Source organism: Blautia ammoniilytica, from assembly GCF_025566965.1.
In the GTDB taxonomy this organism is placed as follows: Bacteria; Bacillota; Clostridia; order Lachnospirales; family Lachnospiraceae; genus Blautia_A; species Blautia_A ammoniilytica.
On the sequence record NZ_JAOQJL010000003.1, the window covers coordinates 32,826 to 56,591 of the forward strand.

Consider the following 23,766-nt stretch of genomic DNA (forward strand, 5'->3'; position numbering starts at 1 on the left):
GTCACTTATAATCACTGTACTAACTTAATGGATGGATAATAACGAATTACAGCCTTGCCTACGATCTGATCGAAACGTACATAAGTATTCTTCCAGTATCTGGAATCCTTAGAATTATTCCGGTTGTCACCCAGCATAAAATAACAATCTTCCGGAACCTGATATGGTCCGAAACTGCCCTTCATGGTCTCAGGAATAAAGGAATCATCCAGCGGTGTTTCTGAACCGTCAATATATACCTTGCCATCTTTGATCTCCACAGTCTCACCTGGAAGGCCGATCACTCGCTTGATGAACAGCTGGCTTTCATCATCCGGATATTTGAAGATCACAATATCGAACCGCTCCGGGTCTTTTACCTTCTTAGAAATCTCATGGCCAAACAGATCCAGGTTCACACCATATGCCAGACGGAAACCAAAGATCCGGTCGCCGGTCATGATCGTCTTTTCCATGGATGCGGAAGGGATCTTTGCATTGATCAGTACCACATTGTTGATCAAAAGAACTACAACAACCACAATAATGATCATTTTTATGTAGTCCCATATTTCATGCCACACTTTCATAATATTTCATTCCTCCTGGTTATGTCTATTTTCTCTCCCTGAAGCACTTGCCCAAAAAGTCCGGGAATGGGTGCTGTTACAGTCCTGCCTTCCAAAGCCTTCAGACGGCCGCAGTCCTTTGGAAATACTATCCGCCTGCTGTGAAGCAGCTGGTATTTCAGCTGATATCTGTCCCGGAAATATTGGTTAGCCTTCTTATCCCCATATTTCTGATCACCTGCCACAGGATGTCCCTCACTGGCAAGATGGGCACGGATCTGATGGGTCCGCCCTGTGATCAGTTCTACTTCCAGAAGCGTATACTTCCCATTGTCACATACAGGTCTGTACCTGGTCTTTATTGGCTGGGAATCCTCTGTTCTGTCAGCAGATATTATTACTTTATTACATTTTTCGTCTTTATGCAAATATCCTTTAATATATTTTTCATTTTTTATTACACCAACTACCAGACAAAGGTAAAACTTTTCCATATTCCTGTTATGGAACATTGCTGATAAGTCCTGCAGTCCTGTAAGGCTTTTACCTGCCGCCACCAATCCGCTGGTATTCCGGTCCAGCCGATTACACACCCCTGGCCTAAAAGTAACCAGATCAGCAGCATTCAATGCCCCTGTATCCAAAAGGTAGCCTGTAAGATACTCCACAAGGGAAGGAGTACCATCCCCTGCTGGCTGCGAAAGCATGCCTGCCGGTTTATTGATAAACAATACATCCTGATCCTCGTATATGATCTGAAGCTTGGCTCTTGCATAAGATGCCTGTTTTGCGGATGAAAATTTCTCAAAAGTTTCATCACTTAAAAACAGCTTTACCATATCTCCTGTACAAAGCATTTCATTGCCCTGGGCTTTTTTTCCATTAAGGGTAATGTTCTTTTTCCGCATCATTTTATAAAAAAAGCTTTTTGGTGCTTCTTCCAGCAGCTTGGCCAAATATTTGTCAAATCTTTGCCCTGCTTCATTTTCCCTGATCTTAAATTCCTTCATGGCAGCTCCTACAGACAAAGTGCAAGCAATGTATGCTTTACCAACTGATCTCTGTTCAGATCCGGATACTTGCTGTCCGGGCGGAATTTGATTCCTTCCCTCAAGGAATCCTGATGAAGATTCATGGAATCAAGTCTTTCCAGAAAAGGCCGGATATCCTTCAGAATCTTTACATCTACTTTATATCCATTACCCCTTACAATATTCTGGGCATGCTCTTCCATAAAAGCAGTATCTACAGCCGGATCACTGGTGTAGCCTACCACTGTGTTGCCGCATACAGCAAAAGCATCCAGATATCCGCTTTTTTCGTAAAAAGTCATATACATTTCGTAGGCCATTTCCAGATCTCCCTGGTGTTTTCGAATCTTTTTATAAAGAGCAGAATCCATAGGCTTACGCATCCAGATCATGATCAGTCCTACCATAGATTTACAGCCAGGCAGGCATCCTACTGCTGCGATCACTGTCCAGATGGTATTTCTTGTTCCATGATATGCCCACATGGTTGCAAAAATAAAAAGAGGCACGCCAAGAAGAATGGCTGTAAGGATCAGTCTCCGTTTCTTCTCACTTTTAAAATATCCAAATTCACCTTTTTCGATTTTTTTTCGTTTTTTTGTTTTTTTCATGAAACTGCTCCTTTTTTCTGTTGCTGTTTTCAGGCCTTATCAGGCATTTGGGGCCAAACCCTACCAGATCCATACGGCCTGCCATTTTCAGTCCCTCCAGCACCAACTCCCTGTTGGCCGGATTTTTGTACTGCATCAGTGCACGCTGGATGGCTTTTTCATGGGGATTTTTCGGTACATATACCTTTTCCTTTGTAATGGGATGGATCCCTGTATAATACATACAGGTGGAAAGGGTAGATGGTGTAGGATAAAAATCCTGCACCTGCTCCGGAGTATATCCCAGATCCCTTACATACTCTGCCAGCTTCACTGCCTCTTTCATGGTACACCCAGGATGGGAGGACATGAAGTAAGGTATGGCATACTGATCCTTTTGTGCCTGTTTATCTGCTTTATCAAATTCTTCCAGGAAGCGCAGGTACACCTGATGAGAAGGCTTACCCATGTAGTGAAGCACTTGATCCGACACATGCTCCGGTGCCACACGCAGCTGTCCGCTTACATGATATTTTACCAGCTCCCGTAAAAATGTTTTATCCGGATCTGCCAGCACATAATCAAAACGCACTCCAGACCTGACAAACACTTTTTTTACTCCGGGAATGTCCCGAAGCTTCCGGAGAAGAAGCACATAATCCTTATGATCTGCCTGCAGATTCTTGCAGGGCGTAGGGAAAAGACACTGCCTGTTCTGGCACACCCCTTTTGTCAGCTGCTTTTTGCAGGACGGATGACGAAAATCTGCAGTAGGCCCGCCAACATCATGAATATAACCTTTAAAATCCGGTGCTTTTGTCATCTTTATGGCTTCCCGGATAATGGAATCGTGGCTTCTTGTCTGAAGGATCCTGCCCTGATGAAAAGTAAGGGCACAGAAATTACAGCCTCCAAAACATCCTCTGTTGCTGGTAAGGCTGAATTTGATTTCCTCCAGTGCAGGAATACCGCCTTTTTTCTTATACATAGGATGGTATTCCCCTGTAAAGGGAAGATCATACACATCATCCATTTCCTGGGTAGATAAAGGCATTGCCGGCGGGTTTTGAATCACATAGCCACGGTTCCCGTAGCTTTCTGCCATTGCCTTTGCAGTAAAAGGATCTGTATTCCTATACTGGGTGGCAAAGCTTTCCGCATACACTGCCTTATTTTCTTTAACCTCTTCAAAAGATGGAAGAATAATAGGCTCATAGGCTCGTAAAAGATCCTTTGTCCGGTAGACAGTGCCTGCAATATAGGTGATCTCTTCAATGGGAATCCCGCTATCCAGTGCTTCTGCGATCTCCAGGATGGAATGCTCTCCCATACCATAAGAGATCAAATCTGCCCCAGAGTCAATAAGAATACTGTGCTTAACTTTATTCTCCCAGTAATCATAATGAGCCATCCGGCGAAGGCTGGCCTCGATCCCGCCCAGGATCACAGGACTGTCTTTATAGCTTTGACGGATCAGGTTGCTGTAGACCACCACTGCCCGGTCAGGTCGAAGACCCATCTGTCCTCCCGGAGAATAAGCATCCTTTTGTCTGTGCTTTTTGGAAACTGTATAATGATTGACCATAGAATCCATGTTTCCGGCTGTAACAAGAAATCCAAGCCGGGGACGTCCAAATACCTGGATACTTTCTTTCTTGCGCCAGTCGGGCTGGGGGATCATCCCCACCCTATATCCTCTGCTTTCCAGAAGCCGTCCGATAATGGCCGCACCAAAAGAAGGATGGTCCACGTAGGCATCGCCACTTACATAGACGAAATCTACCTGTTCCCACCCTCTTTTTTTCATTTCTTCTCTTGTGACCGGTAAAAAATCCTGCATCTGGTGCTCCTTATATGCTTTATGTGTGATTTAATTCTGAAAATATACGGCCTGGGCACGATACCCTTCCGCAATAATATCCAGCTGTCTGTGAAAACGTTCCAGCTGACGCAGATCCTTTGTCTTAAACACACGAAGAAATTCTGACTGTATTTTGAGGACTTCACGCTGATTGGACAACCTGTAAAGATTCTCAATATTATTCAGGATATCTTTTACCAGATTAGACTGTACCTGGGAAGAATTCTGTGCATCCATGATCTCGCTTCGCACCAGTGACATCTCCCTGTCAAGGGAAATAATTGCTTCTGCTGCATTGCTAAGCCGCTCCGTAACATGGGGCGGCATATCCCCTTTGTACTTATACTGCAGGGAATGCTCTATGGTTGCCCAGAAATTCATGGCCATAGTACGAATCTGTATCTCTGCCTGCAGCCTTTTGGGACCGTCTAACGTCTCCACAGTATAATAAATAATCAGATGATAGCTGCGGTATCCGCTTTGCTTAATATGCTTCAGATAGTTCTTTTCACTTTTCACCGTCATATCTGTCCGGCTTTGGATCAGGGCCGCCACCGTCTCAATGTCCTCTTCAAACTGACAGATGATACGAACCCCTGCGATGTCTTCTACTTCCTCTTCCATCCGCTCCATAGGGATTTGCTTCCGCTGCATCTTTTCCAGGATGCTGGTCACACTTTTTACCCTGCCGCTTACCTGTTCAATAGGGGAATATCTGTCATTTTCCCTGTGTTCTTCTATAATATGCTGGAATTTTACAGTCAGTTCTTTGACAGCCAGTTCATAAGGACATAAAATGCTTCTCCATAACTGTATTTCCATTTAAACCGCTCCTTAATTTAAGAATACCTCGGCAATCCCTGCCGGAGGCTATATCAGATGATACTGCCATACCCTTGCTTCCTTATCTTACAGATCAAATCTGCCTGTACTTTCCTGAAGCATTTTCAGAATATGATACGGATCTACACTCATCTCCTGTGCTTTAGGCGTCTTTATATAGATTCCCATATGAAGATGTACCGGAAATCTGCCTTTTGTACCTTTGGACCCATAGCCGGTATTCCCCATATAACCTAAAATATCTCCGGCATGAACCAGTTCTCCTTCTCTGAAGCTGTGGTCATATTCTGACAAATGCGCATAATAAAAATAACCACCGTGAGGAGAACGGATCCCCATACGATATCCGCCAAGAGGCAGCCACCCTGTCCTTTCTACCACACCATCCGTAGCAGAAACCACAGGATAATATCCCGGCTCTGTAACAGGGCCAAACAAATCCGTTCCTTCATGGGTATGCGATCCACCATACTCCCTGGCTGCACCGTAGGTATCTTCAAAACAGATATCCTCTCCTGCTACAGGAAAGCATTTAAGATCTGCCCATATGGCCTGATAACTTCGGCACAGCTGCAGGTATGCCTTCTTTTTGTATTTCAGAAAAGGCTGATAATCTGCATAGATCCTGTCTGGTGCAAAGGAACCACTAATCATAGTGGCGGTAAATACCTCCCACATATCTTCGGAATTTGTTTCCATGATCTGCCGATAAAGCCCTGCGGGCATCTTCTGCCTGCGAAAAGCTTCTTGATAGATGCTGTTTTCATTGACCCCGGACACACGGCTTCGTTCTTCCAGCACTAGCATCAGTGCCATCATCCACAGCATCAGAAATAAAAGGAGGATCCATAATCTGCATGGTCTTTGCTTCACCCTTGCACCTCCGAAAAACCATCTTTATCAGAGTATGCCCACAGGCAAAGCTTTATGCATTTTTCAGAATCTCAGGTTTTCAGAATCTCTGATTTAAAACTCTCTGATTGGAGATTCTTTGATTTAAGATTCTCTGATTTTCAATCCTTCAGATCTTCCAGTGCTTTCAGAAGATACTTCCATACACGTTCAACGGAAGCTATATCAAGAAGCTCCTCACAAGTATGGATATCCTTCATATTCGGTCCGATGGATACACAGTCCAGCCCCTCCATCTTTTCATAGAAGAGTCCGCACTCCAGACCTGCATGAATAGCTACAACCTTTGGTTCTTCTTTATAGAGTGCTTTATAGGCAGCAACCATCTTATCTCTTAGTGGGGAATCCTCCCTGTACTCCCAGGCAGGATAAGCCCCCTGGATCTCATATTCACCTCCAAGGAATTCAGTCAGATACTCCAGCTTGTCAGACAATGCATCCTTTGCAGAGCCTACAGAACTGCGTACACTGCTTACAGATTCAAATTCGTCTTTGTGAAGGGCAACGATCCCAGGGTTGGAAGAGGTTTCTACAAGTCCGGGAATGGAACCGCTCATCTTGCGGATACCATAAGGCATGTTCATCAGGAAAAAAATTACCTTTTCACCACTGACCGGATGAAGCACTTCTTTTTCCATGTGGCCAAGAAGCTCCGCGGAAATGGTAATCCCTTCATCCGTGCCTGCGTATTCTTTACGAAGATCAGCCTGAAATCTCTTAGCAAGCTGCTGGATCTTCAGAACATCTTCCGATGCTGCCAGAACCTGAAATTCTGATTCTCTTGTAATGGCATTGTCCTTTGTGCCACCATCCAGGGAAATAATGGCAAAATCTGCCTGCTTCTTCATCTCATAAAGCATTCTTCCCATCAGAATATTGGAATTGGCTCTGTTTTTATCAATCTCAGCTCCGGAATGTCCGCCAGCAAGTCCAAAAATCCGGATCCTGATACCTTCTCCTTCACCTGCTACCCGCTTTACAGGAATCCTACTGTATCCTCCCATGCCGCCGGCACAGCTGACCCACAGGCTGCCTTCTGCCTCTGAATCAAGATTGATCAATCTACGGCCTTTCAGCACGCTGCAATCGAAATCCATAGCCCCCAGAAGTCCTATTTCCTCATCCACTGTGATCAGTACCTCTAATGGAGGATGGGGAATGTCCTGGCTTTCCAGAAGGGCAAGACCATAGGCTACAGCAATCCCGTCATCTCCACCAAGGGTAGTGCCATTAGCAGTTACATATCCATCTTCTGTTACAGAAAGATTCAAACCGTCTTTCAAAAAATCATGTGCTACATCTGCACGTTTCTCACACACCATATCCATATGTCCCTGAAGGATCACTGTAGGTGACTGTTCATAGCCTGCTGTACCATTTTTGTATATCACCACATTGCCCAGGTGATCCTGTACGTATTCAAGGCTGTGATCCTTTGCAAAATCAACAAGATAATCGCTGATGGCCTGTGTATTCCCGGATCCGTGTGGAATACCGCAAATCTCCTCAAAATAATGAAAAACTCTGGATGGACTGCAATTTTCTAATGCTGCCATAGTTTTCTTACCTCCTTAATTTATGAATGATCATTCCCCGGCCCCCATATACTAAAAGAAAAAGGGAGTAAGGGCTTGAAAAAAAAGCTGTTTTTTGCAGGAATCTGCTTCCTGCTTGTTTTCCTGCTGGCAAATCCTGAAACTGCCCTTCTTGCTGCAAGAGATGGACTTTCCCTGTGGTTTAATACTCTGTTGCCCACTTTGCTGCCTTTTCTGATCCTTACAGGATTGCTGATGAATATAAAGATCTCATGTCAAATCCCGAAACCTGGCATTCGCTTGTGCAAGACTCTGTTCGGACTGTCCCCCTGGGGAATGTATGCCTTCCTTTTCGGAAAGCTGCTGGGATTCCCTGTAGGCGCCAAGCTGGCCTCTGACCTTACATATTCAGGAAAGATCTGCAGACAGGAGGGGGAATATCTTCTTACCTTCTGCAGCAATCCAAGTCTGGTCTTTTTGCTCACCTTTCTGGGGCAAACCTGTTTGAAAGGACGTTACCCTGCGAGAGATCTGCTTATTCCTTTGTTTCTGGCAGATCTTTGCTGCATGCTGTTTTTCAGATTCTTTGTATACAAAGGCTGTACTGCAACCGAATACATGTGGCCTGATCCTGATGCAATAGCAGAAAAAAAGACATCCCAGGCATGCTCCACCGGAGCCCTTCTGGATGTCTGTATTATGAATGGATTTGAAACCATAACCAGGCTGGGCGGCTATATCCTGCTTTTCTCTGTGCTGTCCCCTTGCATCAGCCAGTGTCCTCTTATCCCTGATACTTTCAAAGAAATCCTGCTATGTATCATGGAACTGACTACAGGCCTTAACAGGATCGCATCCTCAAACCTGCCTGAACGTACCATATACCTGGCGGCAATGACTTTATCCTCTTTTGGAGGACTGTGCGTAGCCGCACAGACAAAAAGCGTACTGGATGGAAGACTTTCTTTCTTCCCTTACACCTCTGCCAAATGTATCAGTACAATCCTCACCCTCTGCATCCTCCTGATAGGGACATGACACAGTGGGCAAAGAAACGTATCCATTTAATTTACTGATCTTCTCCAAGATCATCCAGTGTCTCTGACTCCTGCTCAGGTGCCTGATAGGAATTGGAGATAGCTGCTGCCTGTGCTGTCTGAGGAGCAAGCTCCTGACGGTTGTGATTAACCACATCCAGACAACTCTGAAGAGCTTCGAGAAATCCTTTATATTTGCCGCCTGCATCTTCCAGGGTCTGATTCAGTACTGAACCGATATTAGCCATCATATCATCTGTATAAGTAATGGCACTTAAACGAATGCTGTTAGCGTCCTGTGTAGCAGAATCCAGGATCTCCTGTGCCTGGCGGTTCGCTGCATTAATGGTCTCATTAGCCTGAGCATATGCCTTCTGCATGATCTCATGCTGGGTAACAAGCTCCTGTGCTTTTGCCTGTGCATCTGCGATCAGTGCATCTGCCTTGGACTGTGCATCCTCCAAAATGGCATCTTTATTGCTGATGATCTTCTGATAACGTTTGATCTCATCCGGAGTCTTCAGTCTGAGTTCACGAAGAAGTTCTTCGATCTCCTCTTTATTGACAACGATCTTGGTTGTAGAAAGAGGCTGGTATTTACAACTATCTACATACTCTTCAATCTCTTCAATGATCTGTTCAATTCTGCTGCTCATAGTACACTCTCCTTATTTTTCTCTATTTCTTAACTGGTACATCTTCGCTCTTACTGCCTCTGTGATCTGAGGAGGGGCAAACTTGCTGATATCCCCGTCGAACATGGCCACTTCCTTCATAATCGTAGAACTTAAATATGCATACTCCAGACTGGTGGTCAGAAATACTGTATCCACATCCGGTGCAAGCACACGATTAGTCTGTGCCATCTGAAGCTCATACTCAAAATCCGTAACAGCCCGAAGCCCGCGAACGATGACCTGTGCCTTATTTTCTCTGGCAAAATTAACGGAAAGTCCGTTAAAAGGCTTAATAACAACATTTGGGATATGTTCCGTAGCCTTTTCTAGTATATTAACACGTTCTTCTACAGAAAACAACGGACTTTTTGCAGAATTATGCAAAACTCCCACGATCACTTTGTCAAAGGAAACACTGGCTCTCTGAATCACATCCAGATGCCCATAAGTTGCCGGGTCAAAGCTTCCCGGATAAACTGCAACTACCATGTATGATGTTCTCTCACTCTCTTCAGGATTTACAGATGTGTTCAGTTCTCTTTTCTGGTTATGAATACATGCTTATTGGTCTTATATTCCTTGGAACGCAGCTGTGCAAATCCCATGGAATCAAGATAATCAAAATCAGTATCCAGATCAGCCTCCACAATGATCAGCGTATGCTCATCTACAAGACTGCTATCTGCAAGATAAGCCAGAACCTGCTGCTCCAGATCCTGTCTGTAAGGCGGATCCATAAAAATGCAGTCAAAACTCTCTCCGCCTTCCAGGGAGCGTAATGCCTGCAGCACATCCATGGAAAGCAGTTTACCACTATCTGCAAGTTTTGTAAATGAAAGATTTTCCCTGATGCATGCACAAGCCTTAGGGTTCTTTTCAACAAAGACTGCAAATGCTGCGCCACGGCTCAGTGCTTCTATGCCAATGGCTCCACTGCCGCTGAACAGATCAAGAAAACGGCAATCCGGGATCTCAGGCTGCAGCATATTGAAAAGAGTCTCTTTGATACGGTCTGTAGTAGGACGGGTCTCCATCCCAGGTACTGTTTTTAAGTTTAAACGTCTTGCCTTTCCTGCGATCACTCTCATTTCAGATTCAGTCTCCAATCCAGATCGCCTCTTGCAAGTCCAAGGATCAGAAGCTCTGCTGTAGCGATATTGGTAGCAACAGGGATATTGTACTGGTCGCAGCGTCTCACAATAGCTGTGATATCCGGTTCCTTTGGATCGATCATAACAGGATTGTAGAACAGAATGACCATATCCAGATCCTGGCGCTCTACCATCTCCATAAACTGCTTGTCACCGCCAATGCTTCCTGCCAGGAATTTGTGTACATGAAGGCTGGTAGCCTCCTCGATCCTGCGGCCTGTAGTGCCTGTAGCATATACTTCATGTTTTGCCAGGATATTCTTGTAGGCGATGCAAAAATCTTCGATCAAAACTTTTTTACTATTATGTGCGATGATTCCTAAATTCATGGTTACTCCCTTTCTCATGTCCAAATCTTCCAAGACATACAGGTCTGCAAACTGCAGTCTCCATACAGATTCTCATCACGATTCTTTATTAAAATTCTTCTTTTCCGTTTTATTATAACAAATGTATAAAAGAAGTGCAATTAAATCTTGAAAAATTAGGCAAATTTTTAGCTGATATTTTTCCTCTTCACAGCAATAAATTATCTCAGTCGAGAAAACTCCCACCTCTTTCAGGTGGCGAGTAACAGTTCGACTTGAATTTTCGTACATCATACAAAAACAACCGAATAACGATGTACTAGTTATCACCGCCACAATCATAATTATCGTTTACTTTTTCACTGTCACATAAATCACTGCTTTTTTCTTTCCAGAACGTATAGTAATCCTTGCTTTTCCTGTTTTTCTGGCTGTGATCACTCCAGATTTGCTTACTCTTACCACTGATGTGGACGAGGAGGTATATTTTACTGTTTCCCTGGAAGTAATCGGCAAGATCACAGGTGTTAGTTTGTGTCTAAAACCTTTCTTTATAAGTAGATTCTTTTTCGATATGCGGATACTTGCTGTTTGCACTGGATCTTTCTGTACCTTCACCTGAATCTTTGCCTGAAGTCCACTATTCAATGTTACGGTTACTGTTGCTTTCCCGGTCTTTTTCCCTGCTTTCAGAATGCCCTTTTTATTGACTGTAACAACTTTTTTATTGCTGGATTTCCAAGATTTTACAGAATCTCCTTTTGCATATGTAACCTTTACCTTGTTTGTGGACTGCCCTACTTTTAACGGAACAGTTTTTACATTTACACGGATCACAGGCTTAAAGTTTGCCCCGGAAGTTCCTTCCTGCCCCTGTATTCCTTCATTAGTCTGGCCTTTATCTGGCGCAATAGCTGATTGTGATTTATCAGATGGTTGCGGGACTGTAGTAGGCTGTGGAGCTGCAGTAGGCTGTAGAGCAGCAGTTGGTTGTGGAGCTGCAGTAGGTTGTGGAGCTGCAGTAGGTTGTGGAGCTGCAGTAGGTTGTGGGACTGTGGTGGGCTTCGGCGCACTGGTAGGCTGTGGTGTATCTGTGATCTCATAAAGCTTAAGATCCGGCTTCTGTGTGGTATCACGCCAGTAGGTTTCCCCTACACTGTCATAATTAGTGGTGATTCTTTTTCCCTGCACAGCTTTTAGACGGACACTATTACCCACCAAAACCCCTTCTGTATAAGCTGCACCTGCTGTAACACTGCTGTTTCCCGGCATCTGGCTTGCGCCGCCTTCCAGATATGCTTCTTTCGTATTAATGGTGCCGTTTCCCGCAACTCCATGGCCACCCTGATCACTGTGGCCTGTTCCTCCTACAGCGATCAGCTTGCCTTCTCCTGTTACCTGACTATTTTCCAGTATCAGCGCATTTCCGCCTACCGAAGTGGTAGCGATCTTTCCGCCGCCAAATACAGCCAACACACTATTCTTCTCAATGTTCAGACTTCCGGAGGATACCTTTATGGCAGGCTGTCCGCTGTAGCTTTTCTTTGTAGCGGGATCTGTTCCTGTGGGAGCGTCATCTCCACGTACATAAACCTCTCCCCGGATCACCCCATTCCCATTCACCTGTATTACAGGTGAAATATTCTGACGTATCCAGCTGCCGTTAGCGAGAAAGTTTGTATTTGAATAGATGATGGAGTTTTCCAGGATTCCGCCTGTATCAAGGATGATCTGTCCATTAATAGAAGTTCCTGTAAGGAATTTCCCGGAATAATCATCGTAGTTAACAGAAAGCCTTCCTCCATCCATCACTTCTACCTGTCCATGAAGAGAAGAATCCCGAAGATTCAGCATACCACCATTTTCAACCAGAATCTTCACACTGCTTAGGATTTTCATATTTACCATGGTCAATGTACATCCATTGGGAACGATCAGCGTCTGTACCGGATCCTTTTCCACTGAATATCCCAGTTCTCCGTAAGTACCACTTGTATGGGAGCCGTACCATGCCTTGATCTGTGTTGGTACCGTTACAGTTTCATTTACCCCTCCGAAATTAGGAATAGCCCACGGCTCCATATCATACATGTATTTGCCATCGGCTGTCTGTACTGCGTTTTCCAGTTTCAGATAATCCTCCAGCTTTTCATTTCTTGCAAATATTTTAAAATATAATTCATTACTTACTGCAGTTCTGCCTGTTTCATCTGTAACTGTTACACTTACCGGATAGGTACCTACTTTATCCGGTACACCGCTTAAGGAAAGAGAACTGTCCCAGATAGAATACACACCAGACATTCCGCAGGAATCTGTATCAATATTAACCTTTGTTCTTTTAGAATTAACACTTACAACAGTGCTAAGAGGCTTCCAGTCATCTTCTGCAGGCTCATTTCCATCTGGAAGGATGGCAGCCTGAACCTCCACATTACTGTTTTTGTTGGAGGAAACTGAGGTAGATGCGCCACTGATCGCATCGTATTTCTGCTGTCCTGTCAGTGCTCCTTCAAAGCTGCCTACTAATCTGACAAATAAAGTATTCTCTCCATCTGAAGGACCTTCCTTGCCATTACCTGCCTGTGCATCATAAACAACTACTCCAAAAGTATTTCCCTGCCCTTTTACCTGGAGCACAAGATCTTTATACTGCAGATTGGAAATGGTGATCAGATCACCGCTTTTCAGCATGCCGCTTCCACTTCCATCAAAATATATTTTATTTTCGGACGGAGCCAGATAATAAGCTTCAGACGAAAAAAGACCAAGTTTAGAATCTGTTTTTCTCCATTCCTTGCCATTTACAAGTATCTTGCTGATCCCATCAACATATCCGGATTCTCCAGCATATAATACCTGACTGTCATTATATCCGGAACCATCTACAATACCAGTAAAATTGGGTGGTGTTTTCAACTCCAAAGAAGCTTCCCCTGAACTGAAAAGATCTGAATCACTATCTTCAAATACTGTTTCTTCAGGGCCGTCAGGCTGTTCTTTTACAGACGGCTCATCCTGATCAGAAAACTGTATTGTATCAACAGATGCGGATGCTTCTGAATCATCTGTAAAAATCTCTTCATCCTGTACATCAACCAGCTGTGTATCTGTTTCCTGTTCTGCTGCCAGAAGCAGCCCCTGATCAAAAGAACTGACAAGCAATGCCACAGCTCCAAGGAGTGCTATTTTCTTCTTCATTTGTTCGTACCTCTTTCATATTGTTAGCGTGTGCTTATATATATTATATACCACTAACGTGATAATAGCATATCAAACTCAATTTCGCAATACACAACTTTCAGTAGGCAAGAAAACAAGTCATTCATCGTCAAAAACAAGTCATTAACATCACTCCCCTTGATTTTGCCGAATTCAAATGCTATACTGAATCATGCTAAACTGATTGATGATATTATTATTTAAATAAATCTTAAAACAAGTCATTGAATCAACACCCTTGCAGAATTATGCCTGCAAGGGTGTTTTTTGTGTTTCTTTTTATTTTAAATGTGTTTTATTCTCATTCCGTCTTCATAGGTGAAAATTATATACATAGCATTAATGCTGTTTATTTACATTTATCGCTGCATTTTTGTTTTAATATTTTATTTTAGGACTTTTGATTGTATTTTTATGCATATTATGTTATGCTTAAAGCAACTTATGACAATATGTGTGGAGGCAATTATGAGCAGAGTTCAGTATCTTTTTCGTTCCCGTAATATTATACCGGATACTATCAAATACATTGTACGAGAAGACAAAAGAAGTGTTATATATTTTATGGATAATCAGAAGATTTCTACCAGCATTCCTATGAAAGAGATCATGACAATGCTCCCGGAGAAGGATTTTGTCAGCATTCAAAAAGGCGTGATCGTTGCAGTCAAGCAGATCTTAGATATCTCTAATTCAGGAGTATATACTATGACAGACGGCAAGATCATCCAGGGCAGAAAGCGTTATCTCAGTGAACACAAGAACCGGCGTGCTGCTCTTGCACTGCATGTAGCAGATGCAGAAGGTAACTTTTATCCCCCTATGGGACTTTTGGAAAAATGCAGCCTTTTAGACGATCTTCCCCTGCCCTACTGTGTGATCGAGTTGGTATTTGACAAGGCAGGAAAGGGGATTGATTTTATTTTCCGCTACTGCAACAAGGCCATGTCTACCCTTACAAGTTTTTCATCTGAGGCAATGATCGGTCACTCATTTTATGAGATTTTTTCCAATGGCGATAAGAAATGGCTGATCACTTATGCAGATGTTGCCTTAAATGGCGGACAGCATGTGATCCGTGATATTGGGCCTGATCCGGAGAAGTCCATGAATGTTTACTGTTATCAGCCTGCGGATGGGTACTGTGCCTGTGTTCTGGTGCAGGAATGATCTGTTTTTCACGTAAATCATCACTTATAAAGAAACGTGCGCCGCAAGGCGCACACAGCAAAAGCCGATGAAAGGGTCTCCCTTCCACCGGCTTTCTTTTGTTGATTACTATTGATGGATCATTATTGACTGATCATTATTTAGCATATTTGGACTTGATATATTCGTCAATTCCTCTTGCGCCTGCTTTACCTGCACCCATAGCAAGGATAACGGTTGCAGCGCCTGTTACAGCATCACCGCCTGCATATACGCCCTCTTTGGAGGTCTTGCCGAACTCCTCGTCAGCGATAATACATTTTCTCTTATTAATATCCAGACCAATGGTAGTGGAAGAGATCAGCGGGTTCGGGCTTGTTCCAAGAGACATGATCACTGTGTCTACATCAATTGTAAACTCAGAGCCAGGGATCTCTACAGGACGTCTTCTGCCGGATGCATCAGGCTCACCTAATTCCATACGGATGCATTTAATACCGGTTACCCAGTCTTTGTCATCTGTAAGGATCTCAACAGGATTGCAAAGAAGGTTGAAGTTTACGCCTTCCTCTTTTGCATGATGTACTTCCTCTGCTCTGGCAGGAAGCTCTGCCTCAGAACGTCTGTAAATAATATGTACCTCAGCTCCAAGACGAAGTGCTGTTCTGGCTGCATCCATTGCAACATTACCGCCGCCTACAACAGCAACCTTCTTGCCATGTGCGATAGGTGTATCATAATCCTCACGGAATGCTTTCATAAGGTTGTTACGGGTCAGAAACTCATTTGCAGAGAATACGCCGTTGGCCTGCTCGCCCGGAATACCCATGAACATAGGAAGACCAGCACCGGATCCGATAAATACAGCCTCAAAGCCTTCATCCTGTAACAGTTCATCGATGGTAACAGATTTACCAATGATTACATTTGTCTCGATCTTAACGCCAAGAGATTTAACATTCTCAACCTCTGCAGCAACTACTTTGTCCTTAGGAAGACGGAACTCAGGAATACCATAAACAAGAACGCCGCCTGCCTTGTGAAGAGCCTCGAAAATAGTTACATCATAACCAAGCTTTGCAAGATCTCCTGCACAGGTAAGTCCGGAAGGGCCAGAACCGATCACTGCTACCTTATGACCATTTTTCTCTTTCGCAGCTGCAGGCTTAATGCCATTCTCTTTTGCCCAGTCAGCAACAAAACGCTCCAGCTTACCAATGGAAACAGCTTCACCCTTTTTGCCGCGGATACACTGACCCTCGCACTGTGTCTCCTGCGGACATACACGGCCGCACACTGCAGGAAGGGCACTGGACTCACTGATGATCTGATATGCTTTTTCAAAATTGCCTTCTTTAACTTCATGTACAAATGCAGGAATGTTAATGGATACAGGGCATCCCTCAACGCATTTTGCTTTTTTACAATTCAGGCAGCGCTCTGCCTCTTCCATTGCTTCTTCTTTATTATAACCCAGGCATACTTCGTCAAAGTTGGTTGCACGAACCTTAGGCTGCTGCTCTCTGACTGGTACTTTCTTTAATACGTCTCCCATTATTTGTCACCTCCGCAATGGCCGCATCCGCCGTGATGGGTATCTCCCTCTTTCAGCTTCAGAAGGGCACGGCCTTCTTCTGTCTTATACATCTGCATTCTCTTCATGGCAAGGTCAAAATCAACCTTGTGGCCATCAAACTCAGGTCCGTCCACACATGCAAACTTCACTTCGCCATCAACGATCAGACGACAGGCTCCGCACATACCGGTTCCGTCTACCATGATCGGGTTCATGCTGACAACAGTAGGAATATTCAGTTCTTTCGTAAGAAGACATACGAATTTCATCATGATCATAGGTCCGATGGCAACACATACATCATACTGTTTGCCCTGGTTCTGTACAAGATCACGGAGTACGTCTGTACCCATACCTTTGCGTACATAGGATCCATCATCTGTTGTTATGTAAAGGTTACATACCTTCTTCATTTCGTCTTCAAGGATAAGAAGATCTTTTGTCTTTGCTCCTACGATAGCATCCGCAGTGATACCATGCTCATGGAGCCATTTAACCTGTGGATAAACAGGTGCTGTACCAACACCACCGGCAACAAATACAATACGTTTTTTCTTAAGTTCTTCAATGTCCTCATGGACAAACTCAGACGGCTGGCCAAGTGGTCCTACAAAATCTTCAAAAGCGTCTCCTGCTTTCAGCTCTGACATCTTTGTGGTAGATGCTCCAATGGGCTGGAATACGATAGTCACAGTTCCCTTCTCAGAATCATAGTCGCAGATGGTAAGCGGAATCCTCTCGCCTACTTCGTCCACCTTAACGATCACAAACTGCCCCGGCAGGCAATGCTTTGCTACCCGAGGTGCTTCCACATCCATAAGGAAAACATTGGAAGACAGTTTTTCTGCTCTCAGAATCTTATACATAATTCCCTCCTGGTATAAATATTTACAGGGGCTGGTGCGGGACACACCCACCCTGAATAAGTATGCCTGTAAGATCAGATGCATATTTATTCATGGATGTGCATTTATGCAACAGTTCCTTTTCTACTCTATCCGTATAACTATAGCACAGGAAAAGGAATTAATACAACAGAAATTCGCAAAAAATTACAGATTTTCTTTTCTTTTTTTCTTTTTTGTGTGTATCATACTGTACAATTTTTGTAATGCACTGCTTATGCCGCCCACTTCGTCGATCAGCCCTTCCTTTACTGCTTCCTCCCCTTCCAGCATGGTTCCCACATCCTTTACCAGCTGTGTAGTATCCAGCATCAGTTCCTCCAGCCTTTCCTTTGAAATGCCGGAATGCCGGGAAATAAACCCGGTGATCCGGTCCTGGATCTTTTCCATGTTACGATAGGTCTGAGCTACCCCGATAAACATACCGCTTGAACGTACCGGGTGGATCACCATAGTAGCACTGGGTACCACAAAGGAATAATCTGCAGATACTGCCATTGGCACTCCTATGGAATGGCCTCCTCCAAGCACCAGGGACACGGTAGGCTTGCTAAGGGATGCAATCATCTCCGCTATGGCAAGCCCCGCCTCCACATCCCCACCTACTGTATTCAAAAGGATCAGAAGGCCTTCAATACTCTGATCATCCTCAATCATGGCCAGCTTTGGAAGTACATGCTCATACTTGGTTGTTTTGCTGTGTGAAGGAGCTGACTCATGTCCTTCCACCTCACCAATGATGGTAAGAAGCTCCACACGGATATCTTCCTGGTTTTCAGAAAGAAGCACCTGTCCCATTTCCCTGATCTGCTGATCCTGGCTGTTCTGATTATCCAGCTCATCCTTTTTCTCCAGCTCATCCTTTTTCTCCTGACTATCCACCGGCTTTTCGCTTTTTGGTTTTTTCTCCATAAAAAAATACCTCCTGAATCATGATCCAGAAGATATTTTTTGCAAAAAGCTAATTATTTATTCATCCCAGTTGTGCCATACGTCTGTAACGTCATCATCATCATCTAGAAGATCCAGGGTCTTCTGAAGATCCTTAACAGCCTTCTCATCTGTCAGTTCGACCGTTGTCTGAGGAATCATGGCAACCTGTGCCTCAAGAAGAGGTACTCCTGCAGCTTCAAGTGCTTCTCTTACTGCACTGAAATCATCCGGAGCTGTCAGGACTTCATAACTGTCTTCTTCTTCGTTGAAATCCTCTGCGCCAGCATCCAGAGCTGTCATCATCAGCTCATCAGCGTCCATTTCACATTCTTCTTTGTCAATGATGATCTGACCCTTCTGGTCAAACATAAAGGATACGCAGCCCTGTGTACCAATACTTCCGTTTCCTTTAGAGAATGCATTTCTTACATTACTTGCTGTACGATTCTTGTTGTCTGTCAGTGTTTCTACGATAATCGCAACTCCATTCGGTCCATATCCTTCGTATATGGCTTTTTCGTAATTGTCTGCGGAATCAGCTCCTGCTGCTTTCTTGATGCCACGGTCAATGGTGTCGTTAGGCATGTTGTTTGCTTTTGCCTTTGCGATCACATCACGAAGCTTGCTGTTGTTGTTAGGATCCGGTCCGCCGGCCTTAACAGCCATAACGATCTCACGGCCGATGATGGTAAATACTTTTCCCTTTTTTGCATCATTTTTTTCTTTTTTGTGCTTTATATTTGCGAATTTTGAATGTCCTGACATGTTTCCTTTTCTCCTTTTATCTCATTTTTTATCTTCTCGGCCTTTACTCTGCCGATGGTCTTATTGCCAAGGGAAAGTATCTTAAAAGTGTACCCTCCTACATGGATCACTTTGTCCAGGTCCTTTTCTGTAGGGATATGTCCCAGAACAGAAGTAAGATACCCGTTTAATGTTTCAAACTCACTGGCCTTAAATTCTATTCCCAGCTTCTCTTCCACATCCTCCAAAGGAGCAAGTCCCTGGATGATCATACTGTTGTCCTTCAAAAGGCGGAATGTAACCTGGTCTTCATCATATTCATCCAGAATATCCCCTACGATCTCCTCCAGAATATCCTCCATAGTGATCACACCTGCTGCCTGACCGTACTCATCCACAACCACTGCCATATGGATCTTCTTTGCCTGCATAAACTGGAACAGGTCACCGATACTGCGTGTCTCAGGAATCAATGTAACATCCCTTAAAAGCCCGGGCAGTTCCTTTAATGGCTTAAATCTGGCCCAGGGATTCTTGGTAATGAACTTCAATGCATCCTTATAATGCACTACTCCTATAACATTATCCGGTTCTTCTTTATATACGGGATACCTGGAATAGCCTTCCTCCAGCATAATATCAACCATCTCCCGCAGCAGCACTTCCTGGTCAAAGGCTGTCACATCCTTCCTGTGGGTCATGATATCATGAGCTTCTGTCTCATTGAAATAAATGATATTCTGGATCATCTCCGCTTCTGATTCCTGAATCACACCCTTTTCATGAGCCTCATCTACAATAGAAATGATCTTCTCTTCGCTCATAGCCTTTTCTTCCTGGTTCCGGTCGATCCCAAAGGCTGCTGCCACCAGTCTGGCAAGCCTGGTAGTCAACAAGGTCAACGGATACAAAAAGCTGCAGGCAGTACTTACGATCCCCAGATAACGGTAGGCATACTTTTCAGAAGAATAAGTACCCACCCTGCGGAATGTAAGGATTCCAAGGGACGCAAGAAGAAGGATCCCTACTGCAACAAGAAAAATAAGCACAGGTACATGTTTTATGTACGGATGAAATACCCGGGCTGCCCAGGGCATAAAGAACGCTCCCACACTTACTCCGGAAGCCATAACCATAAGAGGAATGGCATTCACATAGCGGGAGGGCTGGCGGATCAGCTTCAGAAGCCGGATGGACTTCTGGTCTCCCTCTTCTGCTTTCTTCTCTACATCATTCTCGCTAAGATTCTGGAGTGCTGCAGCAAATCCGTAAAAAATACCATTCAGCCACAACAGAAAAAATAAAATTATAATGCCCCATAGGGGCAGACTACTGCCATCTTCCATAAGTATAAATCTTTGTCCTCCAAATACAAAACTGTAAAACTTTTTTGCAGCTGTTTTTTTAATATAACACTGAAAACCGGTTTCGTCAATACCTGCACCACAGCCTCAGAAGCCTTGTGTCACAGCCTAAAAAGCTCCAAAGACCCTGACGCAGGTGTTAAAAAGTAAGTTCCAGACTGATCTCCAGAGCATGGTTCACTTTGTCAAGCAGAGCATCATCCAGGTGACATACCTTATCCTTCAGTCTTCGTTTATCAATGGTGCGAAGCTGCTCCAGAAGGATCACGGAATCTTTCTCTATTCCATAAGCAGATGCATCAATCTCTATATGTGTAGGCAGCTTTGCCTTATTCATCTTGGATGTAATGGCAGCACAAATCACAGTAGGGCTGTGTCTGTTTCCCACATCATTTTGTATGATCAGTACAGGCCGGATCCCGCCCTGTTCACTGCCTACCACAGGTCTTAAATCTGCATAAAAAATATCGCCTCTTTTAATAACCACACAATTCACACTCCAACTCACCTTTATTATGGTTTAACTGAGTATTTCGTAACTGTTCAGTACCCTCACAGTTATTTCCTACTGAATAGTTACAGTATTTCCATATTTTTTTCGTGTATACATGCGTGGTTTTGTCTGCTTAAAGAAACAGTTTTCTGCTGGATCCTTACTATTTTCCTATATATATTCTGGGCACACGGCTGGATATCTGGCAGAGGAATTCGTAAGAGAAGCGTCCGGACAGATCTCCCAGGGTATCTATATCGATTCTCTCCTGCCCGTCTTTTCCAAGCAGTGTTACTTCATCACCTGTTTTTACTCCCGGAATCTCTGTAACATCTACCATAAACTGATCCATGCAGACTCTTCCGCAGATAGGTGCCTTTTTCTCATGGATCAGCACCCAGCCTTTTCCGGATAGCTGCCTGGAATATCCATCTGCATATCCTACCGGGATGGTGGCCAGCTGCATATCCTTTGGTGCAATAAAGGTGCCGCCATAGCTTACGGCCGTTCCCTTTGTGATCTTCTTCACAAAAGACACATGGCTTTTCAGTTCCATAACAGGCTTAAGCTCTACAATATGCTTCTCCACCTGCTGGGAAGGGTACACCCCGTAAATGGTGATCCCTGCACGTACAGCATCCAGATTGGCCTCCTGCATCCGTATCAGCCCTGCACTGTTAGAACAATGCTTCATAGGAATATGTATACCGTTTTCCTCTAAAAGACTGGCAAAAGCCAGGAAACGATCCAGCTGAGTCTTTGCAGGACTTACATCATACTCATCTGCTCTTGCAAAATGGGTAAACATGCCTTCTATCTCCAGATAAGGAAGCTTGCTGATATTCTTTATTTCTTCCAGGCTTTGAGATCCATCATGAAATCCAATCCTGGTCATTCCAGTATCTACTGCCAGATGAATCTTTACCGTTTTGGAAAGTTTCCTGCCTGCTTTTGCATATTCTCTTGCCAGGCTGATGCTGCTTACAGCAATGCTGATATCATTTTTTGCAAGCTCCTCCATACATTCCGGGAATACAAGACCAAGCACCAGGATTGGCTTGCGGATGCCTGCCTCCCTTAAGGAAAGAGCCTCCTCCTCGGTAGCCACCGCAAAGCCCCAGATATAATCATAGTCCTGGACCAACCTGGCAATGGGCACAGCTCCGTGTCCATAAGCATCCGCTTTTACCACAGCAATCATCTTTGTGCCTGGTTTAATATTTTTATGCATGGCTTCAAAATTATAGGCAACTGCGTCCAGGTCCACCAGTGCTTTTACTCTACTGAATTTTTCCATAATGTTCCTCCCTGTTTCCTGTTTCAAAATCCCGAAGTACCAGCGGGATCGCATCCAGGATATTGCGGGCATTCATCCCTCTTGTTCCAGCAGCATCTGCCGCCCTGTCTCCACATAGTCCATGGAGAAACACACCAAGAGCTGCCATCCTTGCCGGATCCGGTACCTTTATATTGTTCAGATACATGCAGAACACACCAGCCAGCATCCCTGAAAGCACATCTCCGCTTCCTGCTGCTGCCATTCCCGCATTTCCAGACATATTAATATATATTTCATCCCTGCAGCCTGCAGTAACTGTACCGGCATCTTTTAACACACACACAGCCCCTGTTTCTTTTGCATAATCAGACGCTGCTCCTACCGGGTCTTCCTTCAATTCTGAAATGGAAAGCCCTGTAAGCCTGCCCATCTCCCCCATATGCGGGGTCAGCACAGTATTTCCTTTCAGATACCGCTTCCAGCCCGGATTCATGGATAGCAGGTTCAAACCATCTGCATCCAGGATCACCGGCTTCCCCGCCTGATTCCCATGGGCCAGAAACCAATTGGCCCGTTCCCGGCTTTCATCCTGGCATCCAAGACCTGGTCCAATCACCAGTACATCACACCAGCTTAACAGCTGCTGATTTATTTCTTCTGAAAATACACTTTCCACCATTGCTTCCGGAAGCAGAGACTGAAGCGGAATCCGGTTTTCTTCCACTGTCTGTACCTTTACCATACCAGCTCCTGTATTTAAGGCTGCACAGGCAGCAAAATATGCAGCTCCGCACATGCCCTTTGAGCCAGCCACCAAAAGCACTTTGCCAAAAGTCCCCTTATTCCCCCAGGGAACTCTCTGTGGCAGCTGCTTCATATCTTCTCTTTCCAGCTGCCACACCGGTCTGCCGTAATTGCCAGGATAATCATAGATCCCGATATCTGCTACTACAACTTTCCCGGACAGACTCCTGCCGGGATAGAAGCACATTCCCTGCTTCATAAAAGCAAAGGTAACGGTAAGATCTGCACAAAATGCGGTTCCAAGCACTCTGCCTGTGCTTCCGTCAAGGCCGGAAGGAATATCTACTGCCACCTTTTTGGCATCTGTCTCATTCATCCTCTGAATGATCTCCTTGTATCTTCCCTCCACCGGCCTGGTCAGACCTACGCCAAAAACGGCATCTACTATAGTAGTATATTCGTGCCATGTCGGGTTATTCACCTCAGGTACGTGATAATGCCTTGCAATCTGAATCTGCTGAGCCATCTGAGCAGAATATTTCTGGGAATTTCCTGTAAGAAACAGATCTACATGATATCCTTTCAGATACAACAGCCTGGCTACGGCCACACCATCTCCACCATTGTTGCCGTTTCCGCAAACAACCAGGATCCGTTCCCTGTCGGCAGAAATCTTCTGGATCTGAGCTGCCACAGCCAAAGCAGCCCGTTCCATCAGCACCATGGAGGGAATCCCTACATCATGAATCGTATACGCGTCCAGACTGGCCATTTCTTTGCTTGTTACTACCTTTTTCATATACGCCCACTCTCCTTTGTCTTTTTAAATGGAAAAAGCCGCCCTGAACCGCCGAATCATGCGGC

The 23,766-nt window shown here is 44.5% G+C and carries 22 protein-coding genes; 2 read left to right on the forward strand and 20 right to left on the reverse strand.

Features of this window, described 5'->3' with window-relative positions; translation table 11 throughout:
* Nucleotides 1-11 precede the first annotated feature (11 nt).
* The 7 genes from lepB to OCV61_RS02035 all read right to left on the reverse strand — a co-directional run bounded on the left by lepB (nt 12) and on the right by OCV61_RS02035 (nt 7,341).
* A complete protein-coding gene (lepB, locus tag OCV61_RS02005; protein WP_158420404.1) occupies nt 12-569 on the reverse strand; it encodes a signal peptidase I in 558 nt (185 codons plus the stop codon).
* Entirely contained in the window at nt 566-1,558 is a 993-nt protein-coding gene (locus tag OCV61_RS02010; protein WP_158420405.1) for an RluA family pseudouridine synthase, read from the reverse strand. Before OCV61_RS02010 ends, lepB begins: the two co-directional genes overlap by 4 nt.
* A gap of 8 nt (nt 1,559-1,566) precedes the next feature.
* Nucleotides 1,567-2,190, reverse strand: a complete 624-nt coding sequence (locus OCV61_RS02015) for a hypothetical protein (RefSeq protein ID WP_158420406.1) — start codon at nt 2,188-2,190, stop codon at nt 1,567-1,569.
* Nucleotides 2,150-4,009, reverse strand: coding sequence for a YgiQ family radical SAM protein (locus tag OCV61_RS02020; RefSeq protein WP_158420407.1), 1,860 nt, complete (start codon nt 4,007-4,009; stop codon nt 2,150-2,152). The genes OCV61_RS02015 and OCV61_RS02020 overlap by 41 nt, the downstream gene beginning before the upstream one ends.
* 30 nt (nt 4,010-4,039) lie before the next feature.
* Nucleotides 4,040-4,852, reverse strand: a complete 813-nt coding sequence (locus tag OCV61_RS02025) for a GTP pyrophosphokinase (RefSeq protein WP_158420408.1) — start codon at nt 4,850-4,852, stop codon at nt 4,040-4,042.
* Nucleotides 4,853-4,939: 87 nt separating this feature from the next.
* Nucleotides 4,940-5,746: a M23 family metallopeptidase gene (locus tag OCV61_RS02030; RefSeq protein WP_262582605.1), complete on the reverse strand. Its 807-nt coding sequence runs from the start codon at nt 5,744-5,746 to the stop codon at nt 4,940-4,942.
* A gap of 140 nt (nt 5,747-5,886) precedes the next feature.
* Nucleotides 5,887-7,341 (reverse strand): aminoacyl-histidine dipeptidase, encoded by a 1,455-nt coding sequence (locus tag OCV61_RS02035; RefSeq protein WP_158420409.1) that lies wholly within the window; start codon nt 7,339-7,341, stop codon nt 5,887-5,889.
* Nucleotides 7,342-7,416: 75 nt separating this feature from the next.
* Here OCV61_RS02035 and OCV61_RS02040 point away from each other — a divergent pair, with 75 nt between their 5' ends.
* On the forward strand, nt 7,417-8,358 hold the full coding sequence (locus OCV61_RS02040; RefSeq protein ID WP_158420410.1) for a hypothetical protein: 942 nt from the start codon (nt 7,417-7,419) through the stop codon (nt 8,356-8,358).
* 31 nt (nt 8,359-8,389) lie between these two features.
* Here OCV61_RS02040 and OCV61_RS02045 read toward each other — a convergent pair whose 3' ends face one another.
* The 5 genes from OCV61_RS02045 to OCV61_RS02065 all read right to left on the reverse strand — a co-directional run bounded on the left by OCV61_RS02045 (nt 8,390) and on the right by OCV61_RS02065 (nt 13,694).
* Entirely contained in the window at nt 8,390-9,013 is a 624-nt protein-coding gene (locus OCV61_RS02045; RefSeq protein ID WP_158420411.1) for an ATPase, read from the reverse strand.
* Nucleotides 9,014-9,025: 12 nt separating this feature from the next.
* On the reverse strand, nt 9,026-9,523 hold the full coding sequence (gene coaD / locus OCV61_RS02050; protein WP_158420412.1) for a pantetheine-phosphate adenylyltransferase: 498 nt from the start codon (nt 9,521-9,523) through the stop codon (nt 9,026-9,028).
* Between the two features lie 41 nt (nt 9,524-9,564).
* Complete coding sequence (rsmD, locus tag OCV61_RS02055; protein ID WP_158420413.1) at nt 9,565-10,122, reverse strand: 16S rRNA (guanine(966)-N(2))-methyltransferase RsmD; 558 nt, start codon at nt 10,120-10,122, stop codon at nt 9,565-9,567.
* Nucleotides 10,119-10,514 (reverse strand): methylglyoxal synthase, encoded by a 396-nt coding sequence (locus tag OCV61_RS02060; RefSeq protein WP_158420414.1) that lies wholly within the window; start codon nt 10,512-10,514, stop codon nt 10,119-10,121. The genes rsmD and OCV61_RS02060 overlap by 4 nt, the downstream gene beginning before the upstream one ends.
* A 330-nt stretch (nt 10,515-10,844) precedes the next feature.
* Entirely contained in the window at nt 10,845-13,694 is a 2,850-nt protein-coding gene (locus OCV61_RS02065; protein WP_158420415.1) for an Ig-like domain-containing protein, read from the reverse strand.
* A 489-nt stretch (nt 13,695-14,183) separates the two neighbouring features.
* Here OCV61_RS02065 and OCV61_RS02070 point away from each other — a divergent pair, with 489 nt between their 5' ends.
* Nucleotides 14,184-14,885, forward strand: coding sequence for a LytTR family transcriptional regulator DNA-binding domain-containing protein (locus tag OCV61_RS02070; RefSeq protein WP_262582608.1), 702 nt, complete (start codon nt 14,184-14,186; stop codon nt 14,883-14,885).
* 136 nt (nt 14,886-15,021) lie between these two features.
* Here OCV61_RS02070 and gltA read toward each other — a convergent pair whose 3' ends face one another.
* From gltA to OCV61_RS02110, 8 genes are all read right to left on the reverse strand, one after another.
* Complete coding sequence (gene gltA, locus OCV61_RS02075) at nt 15,022-16,419, reverse strand: NADPH-dependent glutamate synthase (RefSeq protein ID WP_158420417.1); 1,398 nt, start codon at nt 16,417-16,419, stop codon at nt 15,022-15,024.
* Entirely contained in the window at nt 16,419-17,306 is an 888-nt protein-coding gene (locus tag OCV61_RS02080; protein ID WP_158420418.1) for a sulfide/dihydroorotate dehydrogenase-like FAD/NAD-binding protein, read from the reverse strand. Before OCV61_RS02080 ends, gltA begins: the two co-directional genes overlap by 1 nt.
* Nucleotides 17,307-17,492: 186 nt before the next feature.
* Nucleotides 17,493-18,257, reverse strand: a complete 765-nt coding sequence (locus OCV61_RS02085) for a ClpP family protease (RefSeq protein ID WP_158420419.1) — start codon at nt 18,255-18,257, stop codon at nt 17,493-17,495.
* Nucleotides 18,258-18,314: 57 nt separating this feature from the next.
* Entirely contained in the window at nt 18,315-19,043 is a 729-nt protein-coding gene (locus tag OCV61_RS02090; RefSeq protein ID WP_158420420.1) for a YebC/PmpR family DNA-binding transcriptional regulator, read from the reverse strand.
* The gene (locus tag OCV61_RS02095; protein WP_158420421.1) at nt 19,013-20,368 is read right to left on the reverse strand and encodes a hemolysin family protein; all 1,356 of its coding nucleotides are present in this window, start codon (nt 20,366-20,368) and stop codon (nt 19,013-19,015) included. Before OCV61_RS02095 ends, OCV61_RS02090 begins: the two co-directional genes overlap by 31 nt.
* Before the next feature lie 157 nt (nt 20,369-20,525).
* The gene (locus OCV61_RS02100) at nt 20,526-20,873 is read right to left on the reverse strand and encodes a type II toxin-antitoxin system PemK/MazF family toxin (RefSeq protein ID WP_158420422.1); all 348 of its coding nucleotides are present in this window, start codon (nt 20,871-20,873) and stop codon (nt 20,526-20,528) included.
* Between the two features lie 169 nt (nt 20,874-21,042).
* The gene (gene alr / locus OCV61_RS02105; protein ID WP_158420423.1) at nt 21,043-22,176 is read right to left on the reverse strand and encodes an alanine racemase; all 1,134 of its coding nucleotides are present in this window, start codon (nt 22,174-22,176) and stop codon (nt 21,043-21,045) included.
* Entirely contained in the window at nt 22,160-23,701 is a 1,542-nt protein-coding gene (locus OCV61_RS02110; protein WP_158420424.1) for an NAD(P)H-hydrate dehydratase, read from the reverse strand. The genes alr and OCV61_RS02110 overlap by 17 nt, the downstream gene beginning before the upstream one ends.
* Nucleotides 23,702-23,766: the final 65 nt, after the last annotated feature.